Origin of the sequence: Halomonas sp. HP20-15, from assembly GCF_033446685.1 — a bacterium.
Classification (GTDB): domain Bacteria; phylum Pseudomonadota; class Gammaproteobacteria; order Pseudomonadales; family Halomonadaceae; genus Modicisalibacter.
Genome location: NZ_JAWQLY010000006.1, coordinates 96,150 through 116,237, shown reverse-complemented (window position 1 = coordinate 116,237; position 20,088 = coordinate 96,150). Strand labels below are relative to the sequence as shown.

At 62.4% G+C, this 20,088-nt stretch carries 22 protein-coding genes and 1 pseudogene; 10 read left to right on the top strand and 13 right to left on the bottom strand.

Annotated features, from left to right (window positions below; all coding sequences use genetic code 11):
- Positions 1-24: 24 nt before the first annotated feature.
- Complete coding sequence (gene map, locus R6258_RS09880) at positions 25-774, bottom strand: type I methionyl aminopeptidase (protein WP_318449689.1); 750 nt, start codon at positions 772-774, stop codon at positions 25-27.
- Here map and R6258_RS18865 point away from each other — a divergent pair.
- Entirely contained in the window at positions 674-964 is a 291-nt protein-coding gene (locus tag R6258_RS18865; RefSeq protein WP_412176368.1) for a zinc-binding dehydrogenase, read from the top strand. The two genes, map and R6258_RS18865, sit on opposite strands and share 101 nt — an antisense overlap.
- A 16-nt stretch (positions 965-980) precedes the next feature.
- Here the strand turns inward: R6258_RS18865 and R6258_RS09875 are convergent, their stop codons facing one another.
- Positions 981-1,568 (bottom strand): TetR/AcrR family transcriptional regulator, encoded by a 588-nt coding sequence (locus R6258_RS09875; RefSeq protein ID WP_318449687.1) that lies wholly within the window; start codon positions 1,566-1,568, stop codon positions 981-983.
- Between the two features lie 147 nt (positions 1,569-1,715).
- On the opposite strand from R6258_RS09875, the gene R6258_RS09870 reads away from it, so the two are divergent.
- Positions 1,716-2,477 (top strand): SDR family NAD(P)-dependent oxidoreductase, encoded by a 762-nt coding sequence (locus tag R6258_RS09870; protein WP_318449686.1) that lies wholly within the window; start codon positions 1,716-1,718, stop codon positions 2,475-2,477.
- 142 nt (positions 2,478-2,619) lie between these two features.
- Here R6258_RS09870 and R6258_RS09865 read toward each other — a convergent pair whose 3' ends face one another.
- On the bottom strand, positions 2,620-3,111 hold the full coding sequence (locus R6258_RS09865) for a Rid family hydrolase (RefSeq protein ID WP_318449684.1): 492 nt from the start codon (positions 3,109-3,111) through the stop codon (positions 2,620-2,622).
- A gap of 258 nt (positions 3,112-3,369) precedes the next feature.
- On the bottom strand, positions 3,370-4,287 hold the full coding sequence (locus R6258_RS09860) for a LysR family transcriptional regulator (protein WP_318449682.1): 918 nt from the start codon (positions 4,285-4,287) through the stop codon (positions 3,370-3,372).
- Positions 4,288-4,430: 143 nt separating this feature from the next.
- Here R6258_RS09860 and R6258_RS09855 point away from each other — a divergent pair, with 143 nt between their 5' ends.
- Together R6258_RS09855 and R6258_RS09850 are read left to right on the top strand one after the other, a co-directional pair.
- A complete protein-coding gene (locus tag R6258_RS09855; RefSeq protein ID WP_318449680.1) occupies positions 4,431-5,072 on the top strand; it encodes a glutathione S-transferase in 642 nt (213 codons plus the stop codon).
- A gap of 29 nt (positions 5,073-5,101) precedes the next feature.
- Complete coding sequence (locus tag R6258_RS09850; RefSeq protein WP_318449677.1) at positions 5,102-6,778, top strand: pyridoxamine 5'-phosphate oxidase family protein; 1,677 nt, start codon at positions 5,102-5,104, stop codon at positions 6,776-6,778.
- A 99-nt stretch (positions 6,779-6,877) separates the two neighbouring features.
- Here R6258_RS09850 and R6258_RS09845 read toward each other — a convergent pair whose 3' ends face one another.
- The 6 genes and pseudogenes from R6258_RS09845 to R6258_RS09820 form a co-directional block, all read right to left on the bottom strand.
- Positions 6,878-7,672 carry an IclR family transcriptional regulator gene (locus R6258_RS09845; RefSeq protein WP_318449674.1) on the bottom strand — a complete coding sequence of 265 codons (795 nt, stop codon included), beginning with the start codon at positions 7,670-7,672 and terminating at the stop codon, positions 6,878-6,880.
- A gap of 12 nt (positions 7,673-7,684) precedes the next feature.
- Positions 7,685-8,977 carry an FAD-dependent oxidoreductase gene (locus tag R6258_RS09840; RefSeq protein WP_318449672.1) on the bottom strand — a complete coding sequence of 431 codons (1,293 nt, stop codon included), beginning with the start codon at positions 8,975-8,977 and terminating at the stop codon, positions 7,685-7,687.
- A 19-nt stretch (positions 8,978-8,996) separates the two neighbouring features.
- Positions 8,997-9,725 carry an amino acid ABC transporter ATP-binding protein gene (locus R6258_RS09835; protein WP_318449670.1) on the bottom strand — a complete coding sequence of 243 codons (729 nt, stop codon included), beginning with the start codon at positions 9,723-9,725 and terminating at the stop codon, positions 8,997-8,999.
- Positions 9,722-10,387 (bottom strand): amino acid ABC transporter permease, encoded by a 666-nt coding sequence (locus R6258_RS09830; protein ID WP_318449667.1) that lies wholly within the window; start codon positions 10,385-10,387, stop codon positions 9,722-9,724. The genes R6258_RS09835 and R6258_RS09830 overlap by 4 nt, the downstream gene beginning before the upstream one ends.
- Positions 10,388-10,513: 126 nt before the next feature.
- A complete protein-coding gene (locus tag R6258_RS09825) occupies positions 10,514-11,314 on the bottom strand; it encodes an ABC transporter substrate-binding protein (RefSeq protein WP_318449664.1) in 801 nt (266 codons plus the stop codon).
- A gap of 216 nt (positions 11,315-11,530) precedes the next feature.
- Positions 11,531-12,441: pseudogene (locus R6258_RS09820) on the bottom strand (LysR family transcriptional regulator).
- 115 nt (positions 12,442-12,556) lie between these two features.
- On the opposite strand from R6258_RS09820, the gene R6258_RS09815 reads away from it, so the two are divergent.
- On the top strand, positions 12,557-13,339 hold the full coding sequence (locus R6258_RS09815; protein ID WP_318449660.1) for an SDR family oxidoreductase: 783 nt from the start codon (positions 12,557-12,559) through the stop codon (positions 13,337-13,339).
- A gap of 23 nt (positions 13,340-13,362) precedes the next feature.
- On the opposite strand, the gene R6258_RS09810 is transcribed toward R6258_RS09815, so the two are convergent.
- The gene (locus tag R6258_RS09810) at positions 13,363-14,277 is read right to left on the bottom strand and encodes an NmrA/HSCARG family protein (RefSeq protein ID WP_318449658.1); all 915 of its coding nucleotides are present in this window, start codon (positions 14,275-14,277) and stop codon (positions 13,363-13,365) included.
- A 125-nt stretch (positions 14,278-14,402) separates the two neighbouring features.
- Here R6258_RS09810 and R6258_RS09805 point away from each other — a divergent pair, with 125 nt between their 5' ends.
- Positions 14,403-15,290 carry a LysR family transcriptional regulator gene (locus R6258_RS09805; protein WP_318449656.1) on the top strand — a complete coding sequence of 296 codons (888 nt, stop codon included), beginning with the start codon at positions 14,403-14,405 and terminating at the stop codon, positions 15,288-15,290.
- A 187-nt stretch (positions 15,291-15,477) separates the two neighbouring features.
- Here R6258_RS09805 and R6258_RS09800 read toward each other — a convergent pair whose 3' ends face one another.
- Entirely contained in the window at positions 15,478-16,482 is a 1,005-nt protein-coding gene (locus R6258_RS09800) for an NAD(P)-dependent oxidoreductase (protein WP_318449654.1), read from the bottom strand.
- A gap of 119 nt (positions 16,483-16,601) precedes the next feature.
- Here R6258_RS09800 and R6258_RS09795 point away from each other — a divergent pair, with 119 nt between their 5' ends.
- The 4 genes from R6258_RS09795 (at position 16,602) to R6258_RS09780 (ending at position 19,249) form a co-directional block, all read left to right on the top strand.
- Positions 16,602-17,207 carry a TetR/AcrR family transcriptional regulator gene (locus R6258_RS09795; protein ID WP_318449653.1) on the top strand — a complete coding sequence of 202 codons (606 nt, stop codon included), beginning with the start codon at positions 16,602-16,604 and terminating at the stop codon, positions 17,205-17,207.
- A gap of 92 nt (positions 17,208-17,299) precedes the next feature.
- Positions 17,300-17,692 carry a GFA family protein gene (locus R6258_RS09790; RefSeq protein WP_318449650.1) on the top strand — a complete coding sequence of 131 codons (393 nt, stop codon included), beginning with the start codon at positions 17,300-17,302 and terminating at the stop codon, positions 17,690-17,692.
- Positions 17,693-17,842: 150 nt separating this feature from the next.
- Positions 17,843-18,391: an NAD(P)H-dependent oxidoreductase gene (locus R6258_RS09785; protein ID WP_318449647.1), complete on the top strand. Its 549-nt coding sequence runs from the start codon at positions 17,843-17,845 to the stop codon at positions 18,389-18,391.
- Between the two features lie 18 nt (positions 18,392-18,409).
- Entirely contained in the window at positions 18,410-19,249 is an 840-nt protein-coding gene (locus R6258_RS09780) for an arylamine N-acetyltransferase (RefSeq protein ID WP_318449645.1), read from the top strand.
- A 28-nt stretch (positions 19,250-19,277) separates the two neighbouring features.
- On the opposite strand, the gene R6258_RS09775 is transcribed toward R6258_RS09780, so the two are convergent.
- Positions 19,278-19,964: a glutathione S-transferase family protein gene (locus R6258_RS09775; protein WP_318449643.1), complete on the bottom strand. Its 687-nt coding sequence runs from the start codon at positions 19,962-19,964 to the stop codon at positions 19,278-19,280.
- Positions 19,965-20,088 lie beyond the last annotated feature (124 nt).

The following is a 20,088-nucleotide window of genomic DNA, read 5'->3' as shown; positions in this document are numbered from 1 at the left end:
TGCGGCCTTCCCGCTAAGTGTCGATCAACCCGGCAGCGTGACGACGACTGCCCCACGATCCGTCGCGACGACCGTGTGTTCGTACTGCACGACGGGGGCGCTGGGTTCGCTGTAGAGCGTCCATCCGTCTTCTCCTTCGGCGGCCCAGACGCCTCCCTTGGACAGGAAAGGCTCGACGGTCAGCACGAGCCCCTTGTTGATGCGCCGCTTGTCGCCTCGCGTGGGCCAGGTGGCGATTTCCTCGGGGTATTCGTGCAACGATCGGCCTACGCCATGGCTGGCGAGATTGCGGATCAGCGTATAGTTCCGCTGCGAGGCAAAGCGCCCGATGGCCTTGCCGATGCCCGCTAGCGGCTTGTCGCTGCCTACCTTGGCAATGCCGATCTGCATGGCGCGCTTGCCGTCACGGCAGAGGCGTTCCAGCGAGGGATCCACCTGCGCGACACGATAGGTCGCCCCGGTATCCGCGAAATAGCCGTTCTTCGAGGCCGATACGTCGATGTTGACCAGGTCGCCCCGCGCAATCACTCGCTCGCCCGGAATGCCGTGGGCGATCTCTTCGTTGACGCTGATGCAGGTCGTGCCCGGGAAACCGTAACTGGATTGCGGCGCCGACACGGCGCCCTCGCGCTCCAGCAGCGCTTTGCCGATCCCATCCAGTTCCCGCGTCGTCATGCCGGGCTCCATCGATTGCGCCATGGCGCGCATGGTGTTGGCGACGATGCGGCCGATCTCCTTGAGCCCATCCAGTTCCGCTTGTTTGGTAATCGTCATTGTTCGGTCTCTTTGTGAAGCGAATTGTTCGCCCGCGGGGGCACGGCTGTCAGAAGTCGGGCGCTTGCTCGACGACGGCTCGATCCGCGTCGTCGTGGACAGCACCTATCCGCTTGCCGATGCGCGGATGGCACACGATATATCCAGAACAAGATCGTGCTCATGCTCGAATGACGGCGGCGGCGGGTAGATCCATCCATGGGTGGTCAGGTGTTGGTAGGCCAGGTCGCCAGGGCCTGAGCGGCGACCGCTTCCAGGGTTTCGCGACTGAAGCCGGCCTTGGCTTGCACCGCCATGCCGTGGGTCACCGCCATCACGTAAGCCGCTAGTGCGGAACAGTTGGCGGTTTGCGGTAGATCTTCCTCTTCCTTGGCCCGCTCGAAGCGCTCGCGTAGCTGCGCCTCGCCCTTCGCACGAAACTCTATCAGCGTCTGGCGCACGGATTCGGATTCATCCGATCCCGCCAGGGCGCCATTGATGAGGAAACACCCGGAGTGCTCCGGGTGACGGGTGTTCAGTTCGGCGACACCGCTCAGGATGTGCGCGGCGACCTCGCGTGAGGTCGGCTGCGCGAGCGCCGCCGAGAAGAAGCTCAATTGTTGCTCGTAGTAGCGCTCGAGCGCCTGGTGGAACAGGGCCTCCTTGTTGCCGAACGCCGAGTAAAGCGCGGGGCGCTCGACCCCCGTGGCCTGAGTCAGGTCATTGTAGGACGCGCCTTCGTAGCCCTTGCGCCAGAACACGCAAAGGGCCGCGTCCAGTGCCTGGTCTACATCGAATTCGCGGCGTCGTCCCATGTGATTCCCCTTTAATTCGTAACGGTCATTATAAAACGCTGGACAGCTCCGGGCAATTTCGTAATGATCATTATCATAATGGTCGTTATTTAATTGGGTGCCGCTACGGCGGATGCGAATCTGCAAACGAAAATGGAGCAACAGAGCATGAGCCAGACACTGAAAGGCAAGGTCGCGTTGGTCACGGGTGGATCGAGGGGGCTCGGCGCGGTAACGGCGGCGAAGCTGGCCGAACTCGGTGCCGACGTGGCGATCAGCTATGTGGCCTCGGCGGACAAGGCGGGCGCTGTGGTGGAGAAATTGAAGGCGATGGGCGTTCGCGCGATGGCGATCAAGGCGGATCAGTCCGATCTTTCGACCGCCAAGCCCCTGATCGAGACGGTGGTTGGCGAATTCGGCAAGCTCGACATCCTCGTGAATAACGCCGGTATCGCGATACAGGGTCAACTGGTAGACGATCCCGAGCTCGACGGAGAGCAATACAACCGCCAGTGGCAGGTCAATGTGATGGGCTCGATCGCGATCACCCGCGCGGCGGCGCCCAAGCTGAGCGATGGCGGCCGAATCGTCTTCATCGGCTCGCTTCTCGGTTCCTACGTGCCCTTCGCAGGAGTCGCCGACTATGCCGGAACCAAGTGGGCGCTTGCCGGATACGCCAAGGGTATCGCGCGCGATCTCGGTCCGCGCAATATCACCGTGAACGTGGTGCAGCCGGGCATCATGCCCACGGACATGGCCTCGGACGTTGCCGGTGAGCTTCCGGATCGTGAAGCCATCCTGGACATGCATCCGATCCGTCGCATCGCGACCCTCGAGGAAGTGGCGGACATCGTCTGCTTCCTGGCCGGGCCTTCCGCCGGCTACGTCAATGGCGAGACCATCAACGTCGCCGGCGGTTTCGGCATTTGAGCCGGGTGGATCCAGGCATGCTCCGCCGCTTCGCATAAGCCGCGAGGCGGCGGACACTACCCGGACGGAACTCAAGGTCTGCGGACTTATGGCTCAGTGACAACCTCGATCGAGCCGAGAACAGGAAAAAACGGTCCCGTCGTTATGAACGTACGGCATCATCAGCCGCGGCCAAGACTTCCTGCGTCGCAATCGCTTGGCTTTCCGAGGCAAATTCAGGCAGCACCGCCTCGGCTTCGATAGCGATCAGCCATTCCGGTTCGGCAAGGCCGTACACAATCAACCAAGTGGCCGCCGGCGGCGCGATGGGGAAGCGATTCTTCAGTGCTTCAATCACCACGTGCTGATCGTAGCGCGCGAACTCGACCAGGTAGATTCTCAGCATCACCACTTGCAGGAGATCGCCACCGAGCCCTGATAGCAATCGTTCGACATTGTCCAGCGCCGACTCGGTCTGCTCGGACAGGCCGTGGCCAGCCAACTGGCCTCCGGCATCGATCCCAACCTGACTGGAAAGCAGCACGCGAGCGCCCCCCTGTACCAACACGGCTTGGCTATGGCCTTCGACCAGGGTGTCGGGCAGATCGGGCGGATTGAGGGTCTTGCGTCTTATCGTATGCATCATCGTCTCCATGAGTAAGCTCATCGCGTCGCTTGCAGGTTTATTCATCGATCAGCTGATCGATGTTCGATATTCACTGGGCGCAACGACGCGAGCATCAGGAGCAAGCTTGGAGAAGCGCATCATTGAGCCTGCGTAGGCAGCTCAAGTCGTCGTCAAGCCGTACCATGGTTCGTGCCCGCTTCAGGGGCCGACGTCCGCCAATCTAGCCATGATGGGCGGCCGTGACTCCACTATCGGTCTGCATGCCTTTCTCGTTTCTTACTGATGTCACGTTCGGCACGGCACGGGTAAGTGAAGTGTCTTCACCTCTCGCAGCCTCGGCACCGCGAAGTCGATGAACGCGCGGACCTTCGCCGCGGCCCGGCGACCCTCGACGTGCACGAGATGAATCGGCAGTGGGGCGGGCTCGTAGTCGTCCAGCACGGTCTGCAGGTTCCCGGACTCCAGGTCGGGCCCGACCTGGTAGGAGAGCACGCGGCACAGCCCCCAACCCCGCCTGGCGATATCGATGGAAGCGGCCACGCTGCTGACCCTGAGCTGCGGATTCACCCTGACGGCCTGCGATCCATCCGAGCCGAATCGCCATTCGTTCAGTGCGGTGGTGGATCCGCTCGAGATCAGGCGATGCGCAGCGAGCTCGTCCGGCGCGTGCGGGCGGCCCCGTGTGGCGAAATAGTCCGGCGAGCCGCAGATGACGCGGCGGACCTGCCCAATGCGGACGGCCGAGAGATCGGAGGAGGGCAGGTGATCGATGCGCACGGCGATATCGAAGCCTTCCTCGACCAGATTGACGATGCGATCGAGCATCAGCACGTCGGCGCGCACCTGGGGGTACTCATCGAGGAATTCGGTGAGCAACGGCGCGACGTAGAGTCGCCCGAACTCCTGCGGGCAGGTGATGCGCAATTGCCCGACGGGTGTGTTGGCGGCCCCCGAGGCCGTGTCGTCGGCAGCCTGGAGCTGGGCGAGGATCTCCCGCACCTCCGCGAGATACGCCTGCCCCACGTCGGTGAGCCGTACTCGTCGCGTCGAGCGGGTAAACAGCCGGGCACCGAGCGTGGCCTCGAGCATATTGATGGCGCGGGTCGCGGAGGGCGAGCTGAGCCCCGTGGCGCGGGCGCCCTTGGCGAAGCTTTCCGTCTCGGCGACGGCGACGAAGACTTTCAGGGCCTGAAGGCGATCCATGGTGGCTCGCTCCGTTAGAGTTAAATAATAATTTCAAAATACAAAATAGTGACTTTCATGGTAGGCCTATTCTTCCGCGATTCGTGAGATTCTAGAGTGGCTTCTTCGATAACCCACTCATCATCGCGATGAAGGAGCATGCCATGGCGAACGCCAATGCCCTCACCGACGCCCCCGTGCAGTTGTATCGCAATCCCAAGTCTGGTCACTGCCACCGCGTCGAACTGATGCTCGCCCTGCTGGAAGTGCCCTACGAAAACGTCGATCTCGATATGGTCAACGGCGCCCACCGCGAGCCCGACTATCTGAAGTTGAGCCCGCTGGGCCAGGTGCCGGCCATCGACGACAACGGCATCACGCTGGCCGATTCGAACGCCATCATCACCTACCTGGTCGAGCGTTATGGCGAGCCTGCAACCTGGACCGGCACCGACCCGGTCGAGAAGGCCCGGGTGCAGCGCTGGCTCTCCATCGCGGCCGGCGAGATCGCCTCCGGCCCCTGCGCCGCGAGACTGGTCACCGTGTTCGGCGCAACCCTCGATCACGAGGCGGCGAAGGCCAAGGCGCACGCATTGCTCGCGATGATGAATGCCCATCTCGATAGCCGCGATTGGCTCGAGCTCGAGAGGCCGACGCTGGCCGACATCGCCGGCTACAGCTATATCGCCCATGCGCCGGAGGGCGGCGTGAGTCTCGCTACCTATCCGCACGTTCGGTCCTGGCTCGCACGCATCGAAGCGCTTCCACATTTCATTGGCATGGCGCGCTCACCGGCACTCGCCTGACACGGTGGTATCCGAGCGGAGGTCTGTTCATGTCGATCGAAACGACGCCCTTCCATGCGGGAGAACTCGAAGCGCAGCGGCGTGCCGGTGTGGAGAGCATCGCCAGTTCGGCCGGCAGCTTCATCCGTGACGCCATGCCCGAGCAGCACCGCGATTTCTTCGCCATGCTGCCGTTCGTCGTCATCGCGGCCGGCGACGAACGGGGATGCCCCTGGGTCACCCTGCTGGAGGGGGACGAAGGCTTCATCGCCGCGCCGGATCCGCGCACGCTAAGGGTCGCCGCAACGCTCGCCGCCCAGGATCCCCTGGCCTCGGCGTTTGGCTCCGGGACTGAAGTGGGCCTGCTCGGGATCGAACTGGCGACGCGTCGTCGCAACCGCGCCAATGGCGTGATTCGCTCGGCGGACGACGGCCTAGTCATCGACGTGCGACAGAGTTTCGGCAACTGCCCGCAATATATCCGCGAACGCCAGTGGCGGCGCGTCGAGCCATCGCCTGCACCTGGCGCCATCGTCTCGGAGCGACTCGATGCCCGGCAGCGCGCGCGGATTGCCGCGGCCGATACGTTTTTTATAGGTACTGGCTTTATCGGCACCGGCTTTGGATTGGGTTCTGGCACTGACTCCGCTAGGAGCGAAGAAGAGAGCCCGTCTCAGGGTTTCGACGCCTCGCATCGGGGCGGTGAGCCCGGCTTCGTTTGCGTTGCCGAGGACGGGACGCTGCAGATCCCCGATTATGCCGGCAACAATTTCTTCAATACGATCGGCAATCTGATCCGCGATCCGCGCGTGGGGCTGCTCTTCGTCGACTTCGAGACGGGCGGCATGCTGCAGATCACCGGTCGTGCCAGGATCGACTGGGCACCAACGGAGCGCCATGACCCGAACGCGAAGCGCACGATCGAAGTGACGGTGGAGCGGGTCGTGGATCGCCCGGCCGCGCTGGCGCTACGCTGGCAGCGGGAAGACGATGCGCCGCTGCGGCTCGAGGTCGTCGATAAGGTGATCGAAAGCGACTGGATCACGTCCTTTCACCTGGCCGATGCGGCAGGCGATGCGCTCCTGCCCTTCGAAGCCGGCCAGCATCTGGCGGTCGAATTGGAAATACCCAATCGACACGGCCGGGTAGGACGCAGCTATTCGCTGTCGGGATCGCCGTTCGCCGCTACTTACCGGCTCAGCATCAAGCGTGAGGAGAAGGGCGTGGCCTCGCGCTTTCTGCATGATCGGGTGGCTATCGGCGACCGGATCGAGGCACGCCCGCCCTCGGGCGACTTCGTCATGCCGTTGCAGCGAGGGCCCCTGGTTCTGGTCAGTGCAGGCGTCGGCATTACGCCGATGCTCGCGATGCTGCACGCTGCCGTAGCCGAAAGCGCCAGCCGCCCCGTCTGGTTCGTGCATGGCACGCGTAGCGGCGAGGCTCACGCCTTCAAGGCCGAGGTCGATGAGTTGATAGCCCAATCCCACGGCGTCGTACGGCGTACCTTCTACAGCGCGCCACAAGCGAACGACACGGCGGGCGTCGACTACGACGCCAAGGGGTGGATCACGGCCGGGGACCTTCTTGCCCTCGGGGCCGGTTTGGAGGCGTACTATTTACTCTGCGGGCCCACCCGGTTCCTCGCCGAACTCAGCGCCGGCCTCGAGGCGGGAGGCGTTTCCCCGGATCGGATCGTCTTCGAGACGTTCGGCCCCACGGGACGATAGCGACAGCCCCGGATCATCCCCAGACGGTATTGACACTTCATCGGCCTGGAGGATGGACTCTCGAAACTGCCGTTTCCGTTCCCCCCAAAGGTGAGCAGTTCAGTTTCTGGTCCTGGCGGCCTTGGTTATCGCCCGTGCGCACTCCATCAGCGGGGGGCCGAGTTGGTCCAATGCGTCTTCCAGCTTCCACCGACTGCTCGGCGTCGTGATATGCACCGCCGCGACCGGCTCGCCAGTGGCGTTCAGTACCGGCGCGGCGATGTTGATGTCGCCTTGGAAGAACTCCGCATTGTTCCAGGCCACGCCGCGGGCGCGGCACGCATGGATGATCTCCATCAGCGCATCGATGTCGGTCACGGTATTGGGCGTATGGGCCGACAGTTCGGAGGCTTCCAGGTAGTCCCGGACGATGGTGTCATCCAGGGCCGAGAGGAACGCCCGGCCAGACGCGGTACAGAACATCGGTACCCGGCTGCCGATCGGCATGTGGATCGGGATGTAGTGGCGGCTGGTGAAGCGCGCCACATAGACCATTTCCAGGCCGCAGGGTTCGGTGAGCGATACCGTTTCCATGCAGCGGTTACTGAGATCGGATAGGTAGGGGTTGGCACAATCGACCAGCAGGTTGGCCTCCAGATACTGCGAGGCCACGGTCATGATCTTGATCCCGATGCGGTACTTGCGCGTCTGGGGCACGCGGTTGATGTAGCCCAGTTGCTCCAGCGTATGCGTTATGCGCTGCACCGAGCCCATGCTCATCCCGCTGAGGCGCGCTATCTCCGACAGGCTGAGTTGCGTGTGCTGTGCATCGAACAGTCCCAGTACGGCGAACGCTTTCTCGATGGACTGATTGAAAAGCGACGAGCGTGAGCTCGTGGCCGTTGGGTTCTCCATGCACTTCGCCTTCTAGCGTTCCAGCCAATCACGGGCTCGATAGTAGTTAATCACTGTAGAGACGTATAGCCGCTGCAGTCCATGCAGGGGGATCGGCCGGATCGGGCCAATGGGGAAAGGCAGTGCCCTCTTTAACGCGCCGCTGCCCAAATTCTCGCCGATCAGCTTGCCCATATGGGTTCCCATGCCCACGCCGCGCCCGTTGTAGCCCAGCGCCACGGTCAGCCCGGGCGCCGGTTGGTGCACATGAGGCATGGAATCCTGCGTCAATGCCACGCGCCCACCCCAGTAATACTCGATGGCCACGTCCTTGAGCGAGGGATAGAGCCTGGTCATCCAGCTGTGAAGGTGGCTGAAGTCCACCGGGCCTCTTGGCTCATGGAAGGGGCCGCGACCCCCCATCAGGAAACGGCCGGTACGGTCGCGCCGGAAGTAGAAAAGCAGCTTGCGGGCATCCGAGGCGACTTCTCCCCGGGGAAGGATGGCCCCGCCCTCGGCCTCGGTCAGCGGCCGGGTCGCGATCTGGAAGCTGTTCGCCGCGATGAGGCTGCGTGCCAGGTTTTTCTGCAGTCGGTCGGTATAGCCATTGGTGCACAGCAGCACCTGATCGGCCACTACGGTGCCGTGATCGCCGATCTGCGCATGCCACCCGTCGGCATGGCGCTTCAATGCTGTGACGGGAGAGGACTCGAAGAGTCTTGCCCCGGCGTTTTCCGCGGCCTGGGCCAGGCCTCTCACGTAGGCGAGCGGGTTGACGCTGCCCGCGCGGGGGTCGCGCCAGGCAGCCAGGTATTCGTTCGTGCCGAGGCGCTGGGCGCACTGGGTCCCGTCCAGCCATTCGATCTCGACGCCGCGGTCCGCCCATTGCCTGGCGCGCGATTCGATACGCTCGACGCCGGCCTGGGTGGCCGCGGGTTGCAGCCATCCCTTGCGTACCGCCTCGCAATCGATCCGGTGCTGGCGAATCAGGTCGAACACCACGTCGGCATTACGGCCCGAGACATCGGCCATTCTATGGCCCTGCTTGGGGCCGTAGCGCTGGATAAGCTCTTCCGGGTCGAACTTGAGGCCGGGGATGACCTGGCCTCCGTTGCGCCCCGAAGCGCCCCAGCCGATTGCATGCGCTTCGACCAGCAGCGTGTCGATGCCGCGCTCGGCCAGGGCGAGCGCGGCGGAAGTTCCGGTGAATCCTCCGCCCACGACCAGCACGTCGGTGCGTTGATCGCCGTTCAGTGCAGGGCGCGGGGGCGCACTGGGCGCCGTATCCGCCCACAGGGAGGGCGGCATTGCAGGCGATGCACTCATGAAAGCGCTCCCGGGGCGGTCAATGGTTGAGTACGCGACGCAGGAAATCCTGGGTGCGTTCGTTCTGGGGGTTGCTCAGGACCCGCTCGGCGCTGCCTTCCTCCACGATCTGGCCGCCATACAGAAAGCACACCCGGTCGGCGACTTCCTTGGCGAAGCTCATTTCGTGAGTGACGACCACCATGGTCATGCCTTCGTCGGCAAGTGCACGCATCACGGCCAGTACGTCCCCGACCAGCTCGGGGTCCAGGGCCGAGGTGGGCTCGTCGAAGAGGATGGCTTCGGGGCGCATCGCCAGGGCGCGGGCAATGGCTACGCGCTGTTGTTGCCCGCCCGAGAGCTGTTGCGGATAAGCATCGATCTTGTCGCCCAGCCCCACCTTCTCGAGGAGCTCCACGGCATGACGATGCGCCGCGTCGCGAGGCTCGCCCTTGACGTAAACGGGGCCCTCCATGACGTTCTCCACCACGCTGCGATGCGGGAACAGGTTGAATCGCTGGAAGACCATGCCGACACGCGTGCGCAGCTCGTGAATGTCTGCGCTCTTGACGTCGACGCGGCGGCCGTTGATGGCGATCTCGCCCTCGTCGTAGCTTTCCAGGCCGTTTACGCAACGCAGCACGGTGGACTTACCCGAGCCCGAGGGGCCGATCAGACACACGACCTCGCCGGATTGCACCTCCAGACTGACGCCCTCGAGGACCTTTGTAGCGCCGAAGGACTTGTGGACATTATCGACGATGATCATTTGCCGGCTCCTTTCGACGACTTGCTGAAGTAGCGCTCCAGGCGGTTAACGCCGAAGATCAACGGCAAGCTAAGGGCCAGGTACATCAGGGCCACCATGGTGTAGACGGTGGTGTTCTGAAAGGTGGAGGCCGCGATCAGTTGCCCGGCACGGGTCATTTCCGCCACGGTGATCGTCGAGGCCAGCGAGGAGTCCTTCAGTATCATCACCGAGGTGTTGCCATAGGGGGGCAGGGCAATACGGATGGCTTGAGGAAACACGACGCGGCGCATGATCAGGCGGCCCTTCATGCCGATGGATTTGGCCGCTTCGACCTGGCCGGCATCGATGGCTTCGATACCGGCACGAAAATTTTCGGCCTGGTAGGCGCTATAGGCGATACCCAGGCCGATGATGCTTGCCTGGAAGGCGCTCAACTGGATACCCAGCTCGGGAATCACGAAATAGATGTAAAACAGCTGAACGATGATCGGCAGGCCGCGGATCACGTTGATGACGGTACTGGCGGTAGTGGAAAACAGTGTGACGGGCGAGAGCTTCATCAACGCCAGAACGAGCCCCAAGAGCGTGCTCAATATCAAGGCGCCCACCGTAATCTGCACGGTGACGATCGCCCCTTTCAAGAGTATCGGAAAGAAGTCGGCGACATCGGAAAACTCCATGGAGAGATCCTTCTTGTTGATCCACGCGCATGCCCGACGCGCGCGAAAATCGGCAACGCCAGCGACAGCGAGGATGTTTTCAGGGATTCGGTAGGGCGCCGGCGTTACCGGCGCCAGGGGAAGATATCAAAGCCCCCATTTCTCGAAGATGGCGTCGACCGTGCCATCTTCCTTGAGCTTGGCCAGGGAGGCGTTGACCTGCTCCAGCAGTTGCGTGTTTTCCTTGGTCACGGCCAACCCTATGTGGCCCACCATCTGCTGCTCGTAGTTCTCCGCCAACTTCAGGTCGGGGAAGCGGCCCTGGTTGAGTTGGTAGCCCATGATCGGGGCATCGCCGACACCGGCGACGATCCGGCCGAGTGAGACATCGCGCATCATGTCGGCCAGCGTGTCGTAATTGCGGATCTCGGGAAACAGGCCGGTCTCCTCGAGCTGCCGGACGTAGGTCGTGCCGACCTGGGCGCCGATGACTTCCCCCTCGAGATCCTGCAAGTCGTCGATCTCGCCTTCATAGTCGCTCTTCACCACGACCCCTTCGCCGTAGGGGTAGACGTCGTCGCTGAAGGCCACGACTTCGGCGCGTTGCGGCGTCTTGAGCATGGCGGCCGAAATGATGTCGATCTTGCCGGAGGTCAACGAGGGAATCAGGGTGTTGAACTGCGACTCCTGCACGGTGACCTCATAACCCATGTCCTCGCCCAGGGCACGGATTAGATCGACCATGGCGCCGGTAATTTCGTTGGTTTTGACGTCCAGGAAGGTGAAGGGGATGCCGCTGGGAGTGCCTCCGGCCACCAGGGTGTCCTGGGCCTGTGCTGCGGTAAATCCCGAGAGGCCTATCGCCACGCTGACGAGACCGGAGAGGACGTAGCGCTTTAGGTTGGGAAGGCGGAAGGAGGGCGCGGTACGAGCGGGGGAAGCGATCATGTCGTCTGCCTGCTTTGTTGGGGTTGTTATGCATGAAGCGATTTGAGCATCGATTTGAGCCTAGCCAAGGTTGTTTTTATCGGCAAGAGTTATTAATTATCGGTATTCGATAATTTCATGGACGTCACAAGAATCCCAGCTACAAGATCTCTCCGCCACGGGCTGGATTCGCCGAGCAAACCAAAAGATCCTGGCGTTCGGCCGCTGCCACCACTGCTAGAGATAGTTTGTATCCCGGGCGTTTGCCTTGATGGCATCTATGACCACGCGAACGGCTGGCGCTAGAGCCGTCCCCGCCGCATAGCAAAGGTGAAACCCCGGGTAACTTGGCGACCAATCCGCCAATACCCGGATCAATCGCCCGTCGGTGATCGCTTCCCTTGCGAGCTCCTCGACGCCATGCCACAGCCCCACACCGGCTAAAGCCGCTGACATCATCAGATCGGGATCGTCGGTCGAGAGCGGCCCGGTAACATCCATCACGACTGCCGCCGCGTCCTTCTCGAACTTCCACCGGTAAAGGCCATTGCCAGGACCGCTATGACAGCCGATACACCGGTGTTTTGCGAGATCGTGTGGGGTGACGGGCGGGGGTGTTCGGCGAAGTAACCGGGTGAGCCGACCACCGCCGTCGTGAAGCGGGGCATCAGCGGAACCGAGACCATGTCGCGCTCGATCGTCTTGCCGAGCTTGATTGCCAGATCGAAGCCGCCCCGGACGATATCGCCGGGTTGCTCGTCGGTGACGACGTCCAGCGTCACATGGGGGCTGCTCTGTATGAGGCCTTCGATGACAGGCGCCACCAATGCGCGGATAGCTAGGCGCGGAGCCACAAGGCGGACGGTTCCGGAAGGCTCGCTCTCAGGGACCAGGAAGCCTTCAATGGCATTCTCGAGTGACGAGAGGGCGGGCGATAGTCTGTTAAGCAGACGCATGCCCGCCTCGGTCGGTGCGACGGAGCGGGTCGTCCGGTGCAGCAGGCGGCTGTCGAGCCGCCTTTCCAAAGCCCTGATCGCATGGCTGAGCGTCGAGGGATCGAGCCCGAGTTCCGAGGCGGCCTGACGGAAGCTGCGGGCTTGTGCCACAGCGGCGAAAGCCTTCAGTTCTGCGAATTCTCCCGCACGCATAGCTCGCGACATTGCTGAATCCTGGCCATTAGTCTGCTGTATGTATCCCTATTAATTTTCCGAATAGGGCCGCCTAAACTGGTTCACACCGTAATGAGATCAGGGTAATTGATTTATGACCACTAATGAGGCCACCGTTCCACGCCTGGAAGGTAAGGTCGCCATCGTCACCGGTGCCGGAACCGGCATAGGCGAAGCGGCCGCGCGCACCTTTGCCAAGGAGGGCGCCAAGGTCGCTCTGGTCGGCCGGCGCGAGGGACCCTTACGGTCCAATACTGAGGCGATTGCCAAGGCAGGAGGGGATGCGGCGTTCATTTCGGCCGACGTTTCCTTGGCCGGGGACGTGGATCGGATCGTTGCAGAGACAAGCGACCGCTTCGGAAGGCTCGACATCGTCTTTAACAATGCTGGAATTCAGGGCAACGGCGGCCCAATCGTAGAGATGCAAGAAGCCGACTTCGACGAGTTAATCGCCATTAACCTCAAAGGGCCCTGGCTTCTGACAAGAGCCGCCTTGCGCGTGATGCTCAACGGTGAAGGAGGCGGCTCGATCGTCAACACCTCCTCTTTCCTGTCCTCCGCTGCCACGCCCGGTACATCGGCATACTCGGCAAGCAAGGCAGGCCTGGATGCCATGATCAGGGCAATTGCGCTTGAGGTAGGCGATCAGGGCATACGCATCAATAACGTCAACCCGGGGGTCATCGACACGCCCATGCTGCGCGCGCACGGTGAACAGGTCATTCCCCCGTTGGCGGCGCGCGCTGCCTTGAAAAGGGTGGGTACCCCGGCGGATATCGCGGACGTTGTCGTTTGGCTGTGTACGGAAGAAGCCAGGTTCATTACAGGTCAGTCAATCCTGGTCGACGGAGGTTTTACAATTCCCGGACCTCGCTGATGCCGTGGCGGGGTTGTGGCCCTTTAGCTTTCTTCGTCACTTTCTCTTTCGAGCCGTAGGCTGTTTTTTGCCCACTCGAAGAACCCGGTCGGTGCCTGCCCCACGAGCCTCGTTGCCAATTGCCGTTCCTGCGTAAAGTCGCCACCGAAATAGCCATACGCCTCGAACCAGGCGAACATCTGTGCCAGCTCATGGCCGCCGGGGACGGCCTTCGCAAAGGGCTCCGCCGGTACCTGAGAGAATGTCAGCTCTATCCCTTGTCGTTCGAACCCGCCGATGATGTCGTTAAAGCTGATCTGGCTGCCTACATGGGGCAGGTAAAGGCCCTGTCCCGTTTCTTGGGGATGACGAAACACCGCGGCCACCAGCTTTCCCAGCTCTCCAATATCCGCCATATCGATAGCCACGTCTGGACCGATGGGCAACGACCAGCCTAGCGACCCGTCCGGCTGGGGGCGTACCGCCAAATTCTGGGCGAAGTTCTGATAATAGAACGCTGGCATGACATAGCTGTAATAGCGAAAGCCGGCGGTGGCGACGTACTCGTTAACTCTGGCTTTGTTGGTGAAGTGGGGAACGTCGAAGCGGCCCCCGCTGAGCTTTTCCACGTCGGGCAAGGTCGACCACACGAAATGCTCGGCGTTCTGTGCTTTGGCGGCGGCGACCATGGCGCGACCCTGGGCGATTTCATCGGTACCCGGCTGCCAGGCGTTGGTCATGGCGAATACGCCGTAAGCGTCCCGGAAGGCTTCGTTCAGACTCTCCGGACGATCGAGGTCGGCATAAATCGCCTCGTCCGCCGGTCCACGGTAACGCTCGGGGTTGCGCGTTAAGGCACGCACCCGAAACGCACCGTCGGCTTTTAGTGCTTCGACCACGCCTTGGCCCTGCTGGCCCGAGGCGCCCACTACGGCAATTGTCTGTTTGCGATCACTCATGGTCTTGCTCCTTACCGTCAGATGAAGTGATCTGAAGCTTAGCGGGCTAGAATGTGGAACATAAGCGCTTCATTCGAGACGCAACTATTCCATTATTGAGACAATCGACTATGGATATGAATGGCATGGCGGTTTTCGTGGCGGTGGCCGAGAGCGGTTCCATGACCGCGGCCGGCAAGCGTCTGAACCTGCCGAAAGCCACCGTCAGCCGGCGCTTGAAGGCCTATGAAGATGCGCTCAATACCACCCTGTTTCGCCGTTCGACCCGGGCGCTGTCGCTTACCGATACGGGGCAACGCCATTTTCGGCGCGTCAGCGGCCTCGTTCATGAAGCGCAGGAAGCCCTGACGGAAATCCGCGAAGACCAGACCCTGCCCACAGGCCTGATCCGGATCAGCACATCGGTGATGTTTGGCGAGAACTTCCTGGCCCCGGCGATCTGGGAGCTGGCCAAATCCTACCCCGGCCTGCGTTTCGATCTGGTACTGGGCGACGAACTGGTGGACATCGTTAAGGAGGGGATCGATTTCGCGATCCGCTTGGGCGAGCCGGAGGATTCGGAGCTGATAGGCAGGACGCTGGGGAGTGCATCGCAGGTGTTGGTTGCGACGCCGCGATGCCTACAAAGGGCAACGCCGCCGAAAACCATTGCCGACCTGGATGGGTTTCCCACGATCGTTGCCGCCGCTCGCCGCAACCATTGGCACTTCGCGGACGGAACGGTTCATCGTTGCAACTGGCTGATTGCAGCGGGCAGCATCAGCGCCAGTTTGGGTGCTTGCCTGCAGAGCTTGGGCATCTGTTCGGTGCCGGAGCGGATGGCAAGGCCGTACATCGATAATGGCGAGCTGGTTCAGGTTCTCGAGCGCTCCCCCTTGCGGGAAGTGCCCATCGTTCTGCTTTATCCCCGCATCCGGCACCAATCAGCGATAACAAGGATCTTGTTGGAGGCGCTGCAGGAATCGATAACGCAAAAACTATCTGTCTCAGGGCATCCGCGGTCATCGGTTTGAAGTCGCTTTTGCTAAGAAGCACCACGGGTCGTGGCTGGCTGACCGACCTGGCAAGCTGCCAATGCCGATTACAAAGGAGGGGACGGCCTCCCGCCGATGCAGGTCGTCCCCGGGAAACCGTCACTGGATCGCGGCGCAGACAGCCCAGTTCAGGAAACGAAGTAGCGGCAAGGCGACATAGACGCCACTACACCTCCAACTTCAAGATCTCCCCGCCAGCCTGCTCGAGGCGGGCGAAATAGACAGTGGGGTCGAGTAACCGGTAGGGGAAGTAGAGCCCGGCCGGGGCTGCCGGCTTGCCATCGAGCCCGGTGAGTCGTTCGAGCACCAGAGCGACGCCGAGGCCCGTCAAAGGCATCTGCCCTTGGGGATGGACGACCGCATGACGGGTGCGAATCGGCTGGCCCACCTGGTCCTCCCCGGCGAGTTCGATGATGAGCTCGGTGGACATCGGCTCGTCGCGACGACGGCTGGAACTCACCCCTATGGCCAGATTGAACTCGACGTTCGGCGCGTCGGTCGCGGTCGCCAGGCCGACGACGTCGTGTGGCGACAGGGCGGAGGCTTCCATCGCGGTGCCGTCGGTGGCGCGGAACTCGGCCTTGGCATCGTCACCGGTGCGCCAGAACCAGGCGCCGTCGCGGCGAGCCAGCACGGCGGGAACGGCCTGCGTCTGACGCTCGAGATCGGCGAACGAAGCCGGGCCGCCTTCGTCCTGCTCATCGAGCAGGGCTCCGATGCGAATGGCCTCGACGCGACCGAACGCCTTGGCGAACTCGAGCGTGGGTAGCGTCGTGGCGCCCACCAGCCACTCGGTGCCGAGCACGACCGGGGCAACATCCGGCTTGTGCATGTACGCCGCGACCTCGGGGCCGACCTCGTGGATGGCCGGAGAAATACTGATGTACGGCACGCCGCGCGCCTGGGCGAAACGTAGCGCGGCGACCGTGATGTCCGTGAAAAAGATCGCGACGGCGCCGACGGGGCGTTCACCGAGTCCGAGGTTGGCGGCGGCCAGGTCGATCCTCGCCGCCTGCGCGTTGCCGATCTCGGATGCGGCTTCCTCGGCCTTCGCAAGATCGCGACCGCCGATCAACAGCGGTACGTCGGGATGAGCGGTGCGCAGAAAGCGTGCCGTCCAGCGGCCGACGATGCCCGAGCCGCCAATGAGTAGAATGGGATCCTGTAGCATGGCTGAAGCCCCTTGGAGTTAACCTACCGTTGGTAGGTATAAACTACTTTTGGTAGGTTTTGCAACGTCAAGCGATGAAATGACGAACGACATGAGACGAAGGGTATGAATCGAACACTATGAAAAGCGCAGCCAATGGACCGGCCTCGGGCAGGCTTTCCAAGGCGGAGCGGCGGCGTCAATTGCTCGATACGGCATTGCTGATCGTCCGCGAGGAGGGGACGGATCGCTTGACGTTAGGGCATCTGGCCGCGCGTGCCGGTGTCTCCAAGCCGGTCGCCTACGACCATTTCAGTACACGCTCGAAGCTCTTGATCGAGCTCTACAAGCTAATCGACTCGCAGCAGTCGAGTGCGCTTCGCGAAGCGCTGACCGCCGGGGAGCGGAGTCTCGAGGAAACCGCTGGACTGCTCGCTGCCGCCCACGTTCACTGTTACGCCGACACCAGCGGCGAGTGGCACGCCATCGGCGCCGCACTCACAGGGAGCGAAGAGAAGGAGGCGGTCTATCAGGAACTGCTCGACGGCTACCTCCAGCTGTTCGCCGCGGTATTGAAGCCGTACTGCGAAGTGGCCGATGCCGAGCTCGAACGACGCTGTGTCGGCCTGATCGGCGCGGGGGACGCGCTCTCTGCCGCGATGGTGCGCGGCAACTGCAGCGAGGCCGATGCTGCAAGGACGTTCGCGGCGCTGATTCAGGGTGGATTGCGCGCGCATTCGCAGTGACGCCGTTGCCTCGATGCTTCTCTCGGGGCTTGCTCCGGCGGGGCGTGGTCTATGCTTGCTCAAGCATTCCGCTTGGTTAGAGGAGGCGCAGCATGGAGCGATTCACGGGCGGTTGCCTGTGCGGCAACGTTCGAATCGTGGCGACGGGACGCCCATACCGGGTCGGCCTTTGTCACTGTCTCGACTGCCGCAAGCATCATGGAGCGCTGTTTTTCGCGGCCGCGATGTTTCCTCAGGAATCGGTGACGATCGAGGGCGAAACCCGCGACTACGCCGGGCGTTTCTTCTGCCCCAACTGCGGTTCGTCCGTCTTCGCGCGCAGCGCAGACGAGATCGAAGTGAACCTGGGGTCGCTGGACGCCCCCGACCAGCTGATGCCGACCTACGAGAGCTGGACCGTCCGGCGCGAGTCCTGGTTGCCGCCGTTTCCGCTCACCAGGCGATACGAGCGCGATCGCGACGACACGGGGCGTTTCGAGGAGTAGGCGCCACGAACGATGCGAAGTCGCCATTACACCCTGGCCGGGATGCATGAATGTTAACTATCAACGCTATTGTTATGGGCCATTAGATCTCAACCAAGCTTGAGGTTTTATAACAGGCATGTGTCTCGTTTGTTGACAGGAGAACATGCCATGAACGACATCGTCAGGCTCGCCGTGATCTATGGCAGCGTAAGAGAAGGACGTTTCTGCGATACGGTGGGTGCATGGGTCGTCGACCAGATACGGCGCCGGAAGATGTTCGAACTGGAAGTGATCGATCCCGCCGTAGAGCCCGTTTCGGCTTTCGGCGAGCGCCTCGCTGCCGCGGATGCCTTTATCGTGATCACGCCGGAATACAACCACTCCTACCCATCCGTGCTTAAAGCCCTTATCGACAGCTACAAGTCGGAATGGCTAGCCAAGCCCGTGGCCTTCGTCTCCTACGGGGGTGCCGCGGGCGGCCTGAGAGCGGTCGAGCATCTGCGTCACGTCTTTGCCGAACTGCACGCGGTGGGCATCCGTGACGGCGTGAGCTTTCCCAACGTCTGGGAGCAGTTCGATGACCAGGGGCAGCCGCTATCGGTACGGCGTGCCGAGCGGGGCTTGGTGACGATGCTGGCTCGCCTGGCCTGGTGGGCCCGCTCCTTGAGTGAGGCGCGTGCCGTGCGGGATTTCGCCGATGCAGTGTCATTGGATTGATAGAGCAGAGGGCAGGTTATGCATAATCGACATGCATCGGTCGATCTTGAAGCCTATTGCGCGCGTATCGGCTACACAGGTGATCTCGGTCCTACGCTGGAGACGCTGCGTGAGCTGCAGGCTCACCACGTGGCCGCCATCCCCTTCGAAAACCTCGATGTCCTGCTGGGCAGGGAAATCGGCCTCGCCCCGCAGGCCATCGATACCAAACTGATCGTGGAGCGGCGCGGCGGATACTGCTTCGAGCAGAGCGGCCTCTTCAAGCGGGTGCTGGAGGCGATCGGCTTCGAGGTAGTGGGACTGCTGGCCCGGGTGCAGTGGATGTCCATGCCCGAGTCGCCTCCTTCGCCACGTACCCATATGGCGCTGCGGGTGATCGTCGACGGAAGGCCCTGGCTGGCCGATGTCGGCTTTGGCGGCAACGTGCCCGCCGCACCGCTGGCGATGGATACCGACCTTCCTCAGCCGACACCGCACGGCACCTATCGGCTGGTGCCCATCGGGCAGGAATTGCAGCTACAGCTTCGCCTGGAGCAGGCTTGGGTTGCGCTTTACCAGCTCTCGCCGCAACCGCAGCTGGCGGTGGATTATGAATTGCCCAACTGGTACACCGCGACGCATCCCTCGTCCCACTTCCGCCATCAGTTGAGTGTCGCGCTAACCACGACCGAAGCGCGCTATATGCTGAAGAATGCCCGCCTCACGGTACGACTGACCAACGGCGAAGAGACGCAGCGTTGGCTCGGGCTGGACGAATTGGGAGCGACGCTGGGCAAGACCTTCGGTCTGCCGGTTTCAGCCGACTGGTCTGCCGTGCTCGAGCGTGCCGTGGCTGCCAGGCAGAGTGCCGACCCGTAAGCTTGCGTGTTGCAGGTAACCCCGCTGGTCAGGCCTGACGTGAATCGGCCAGGATGCGACGCCCGCGTAGACAATCCTGCTCGTGGGCTTCCTCACGCCACGGCTCCTGAACGCCTTGCTCGATCCATGCGTGAACCGCCGGATGCGCGAGCAAACGCTCCGCGTAGTCGCTGGCCTGGACCGGCAGGGGAAGCCCGTAGGTGCGGTAGCGAACCGCCACGGGCGCGTAGAACGCATCGACCGCACCGAACGCCTCGCCTGCGAGCCAGGGGCCTCCGAAACGGTCGAGGCCTTCCGTCCACAAGTCCGCCAGCCGAGCCAGGTCCTTCTCCAGCGCTGGGCTCGGCGTACCCAGTTCGATCCGCAGGCCGCAATTCATTGAGCATTCGTCGCGCAGGGCCATGAAGCCCGAATGCATCTCCGCGCAGGCTGAGCGTGCCCAGGCGCGTGCTCGGCTATCCGCAGGCCAGACTCCCGGGTGCGCTTCCGCCAGGTACTCGACGATCGCCAGGGAATCCCAGACCAGCACATCGTTGTCCTTGAGGCAGGGCACCTTGCCGGTGGGCGAGAACTCCCTGAAAGCGTGCTGGACCGCGGTGCCTGCGAAGGGCGTCAGTATCTCCTCGAAGGCGATGTCGCAGGCTGTCATCAGCACCCAGGGGCGCATGGACCAGGAGGAGTAGTTCTTGTTGGCGATATAGAGCTGATAATCCAAGGCTGTTCTCCTGAATCAGGACAAGGCATGTACGATCGGACGGGTACGAGAAGTACCGGTATCCAGTCAATCTCAAGCTTACTGGAAGTAATCGAGAGTTTAAGCAATCTACACCAGAATTCGC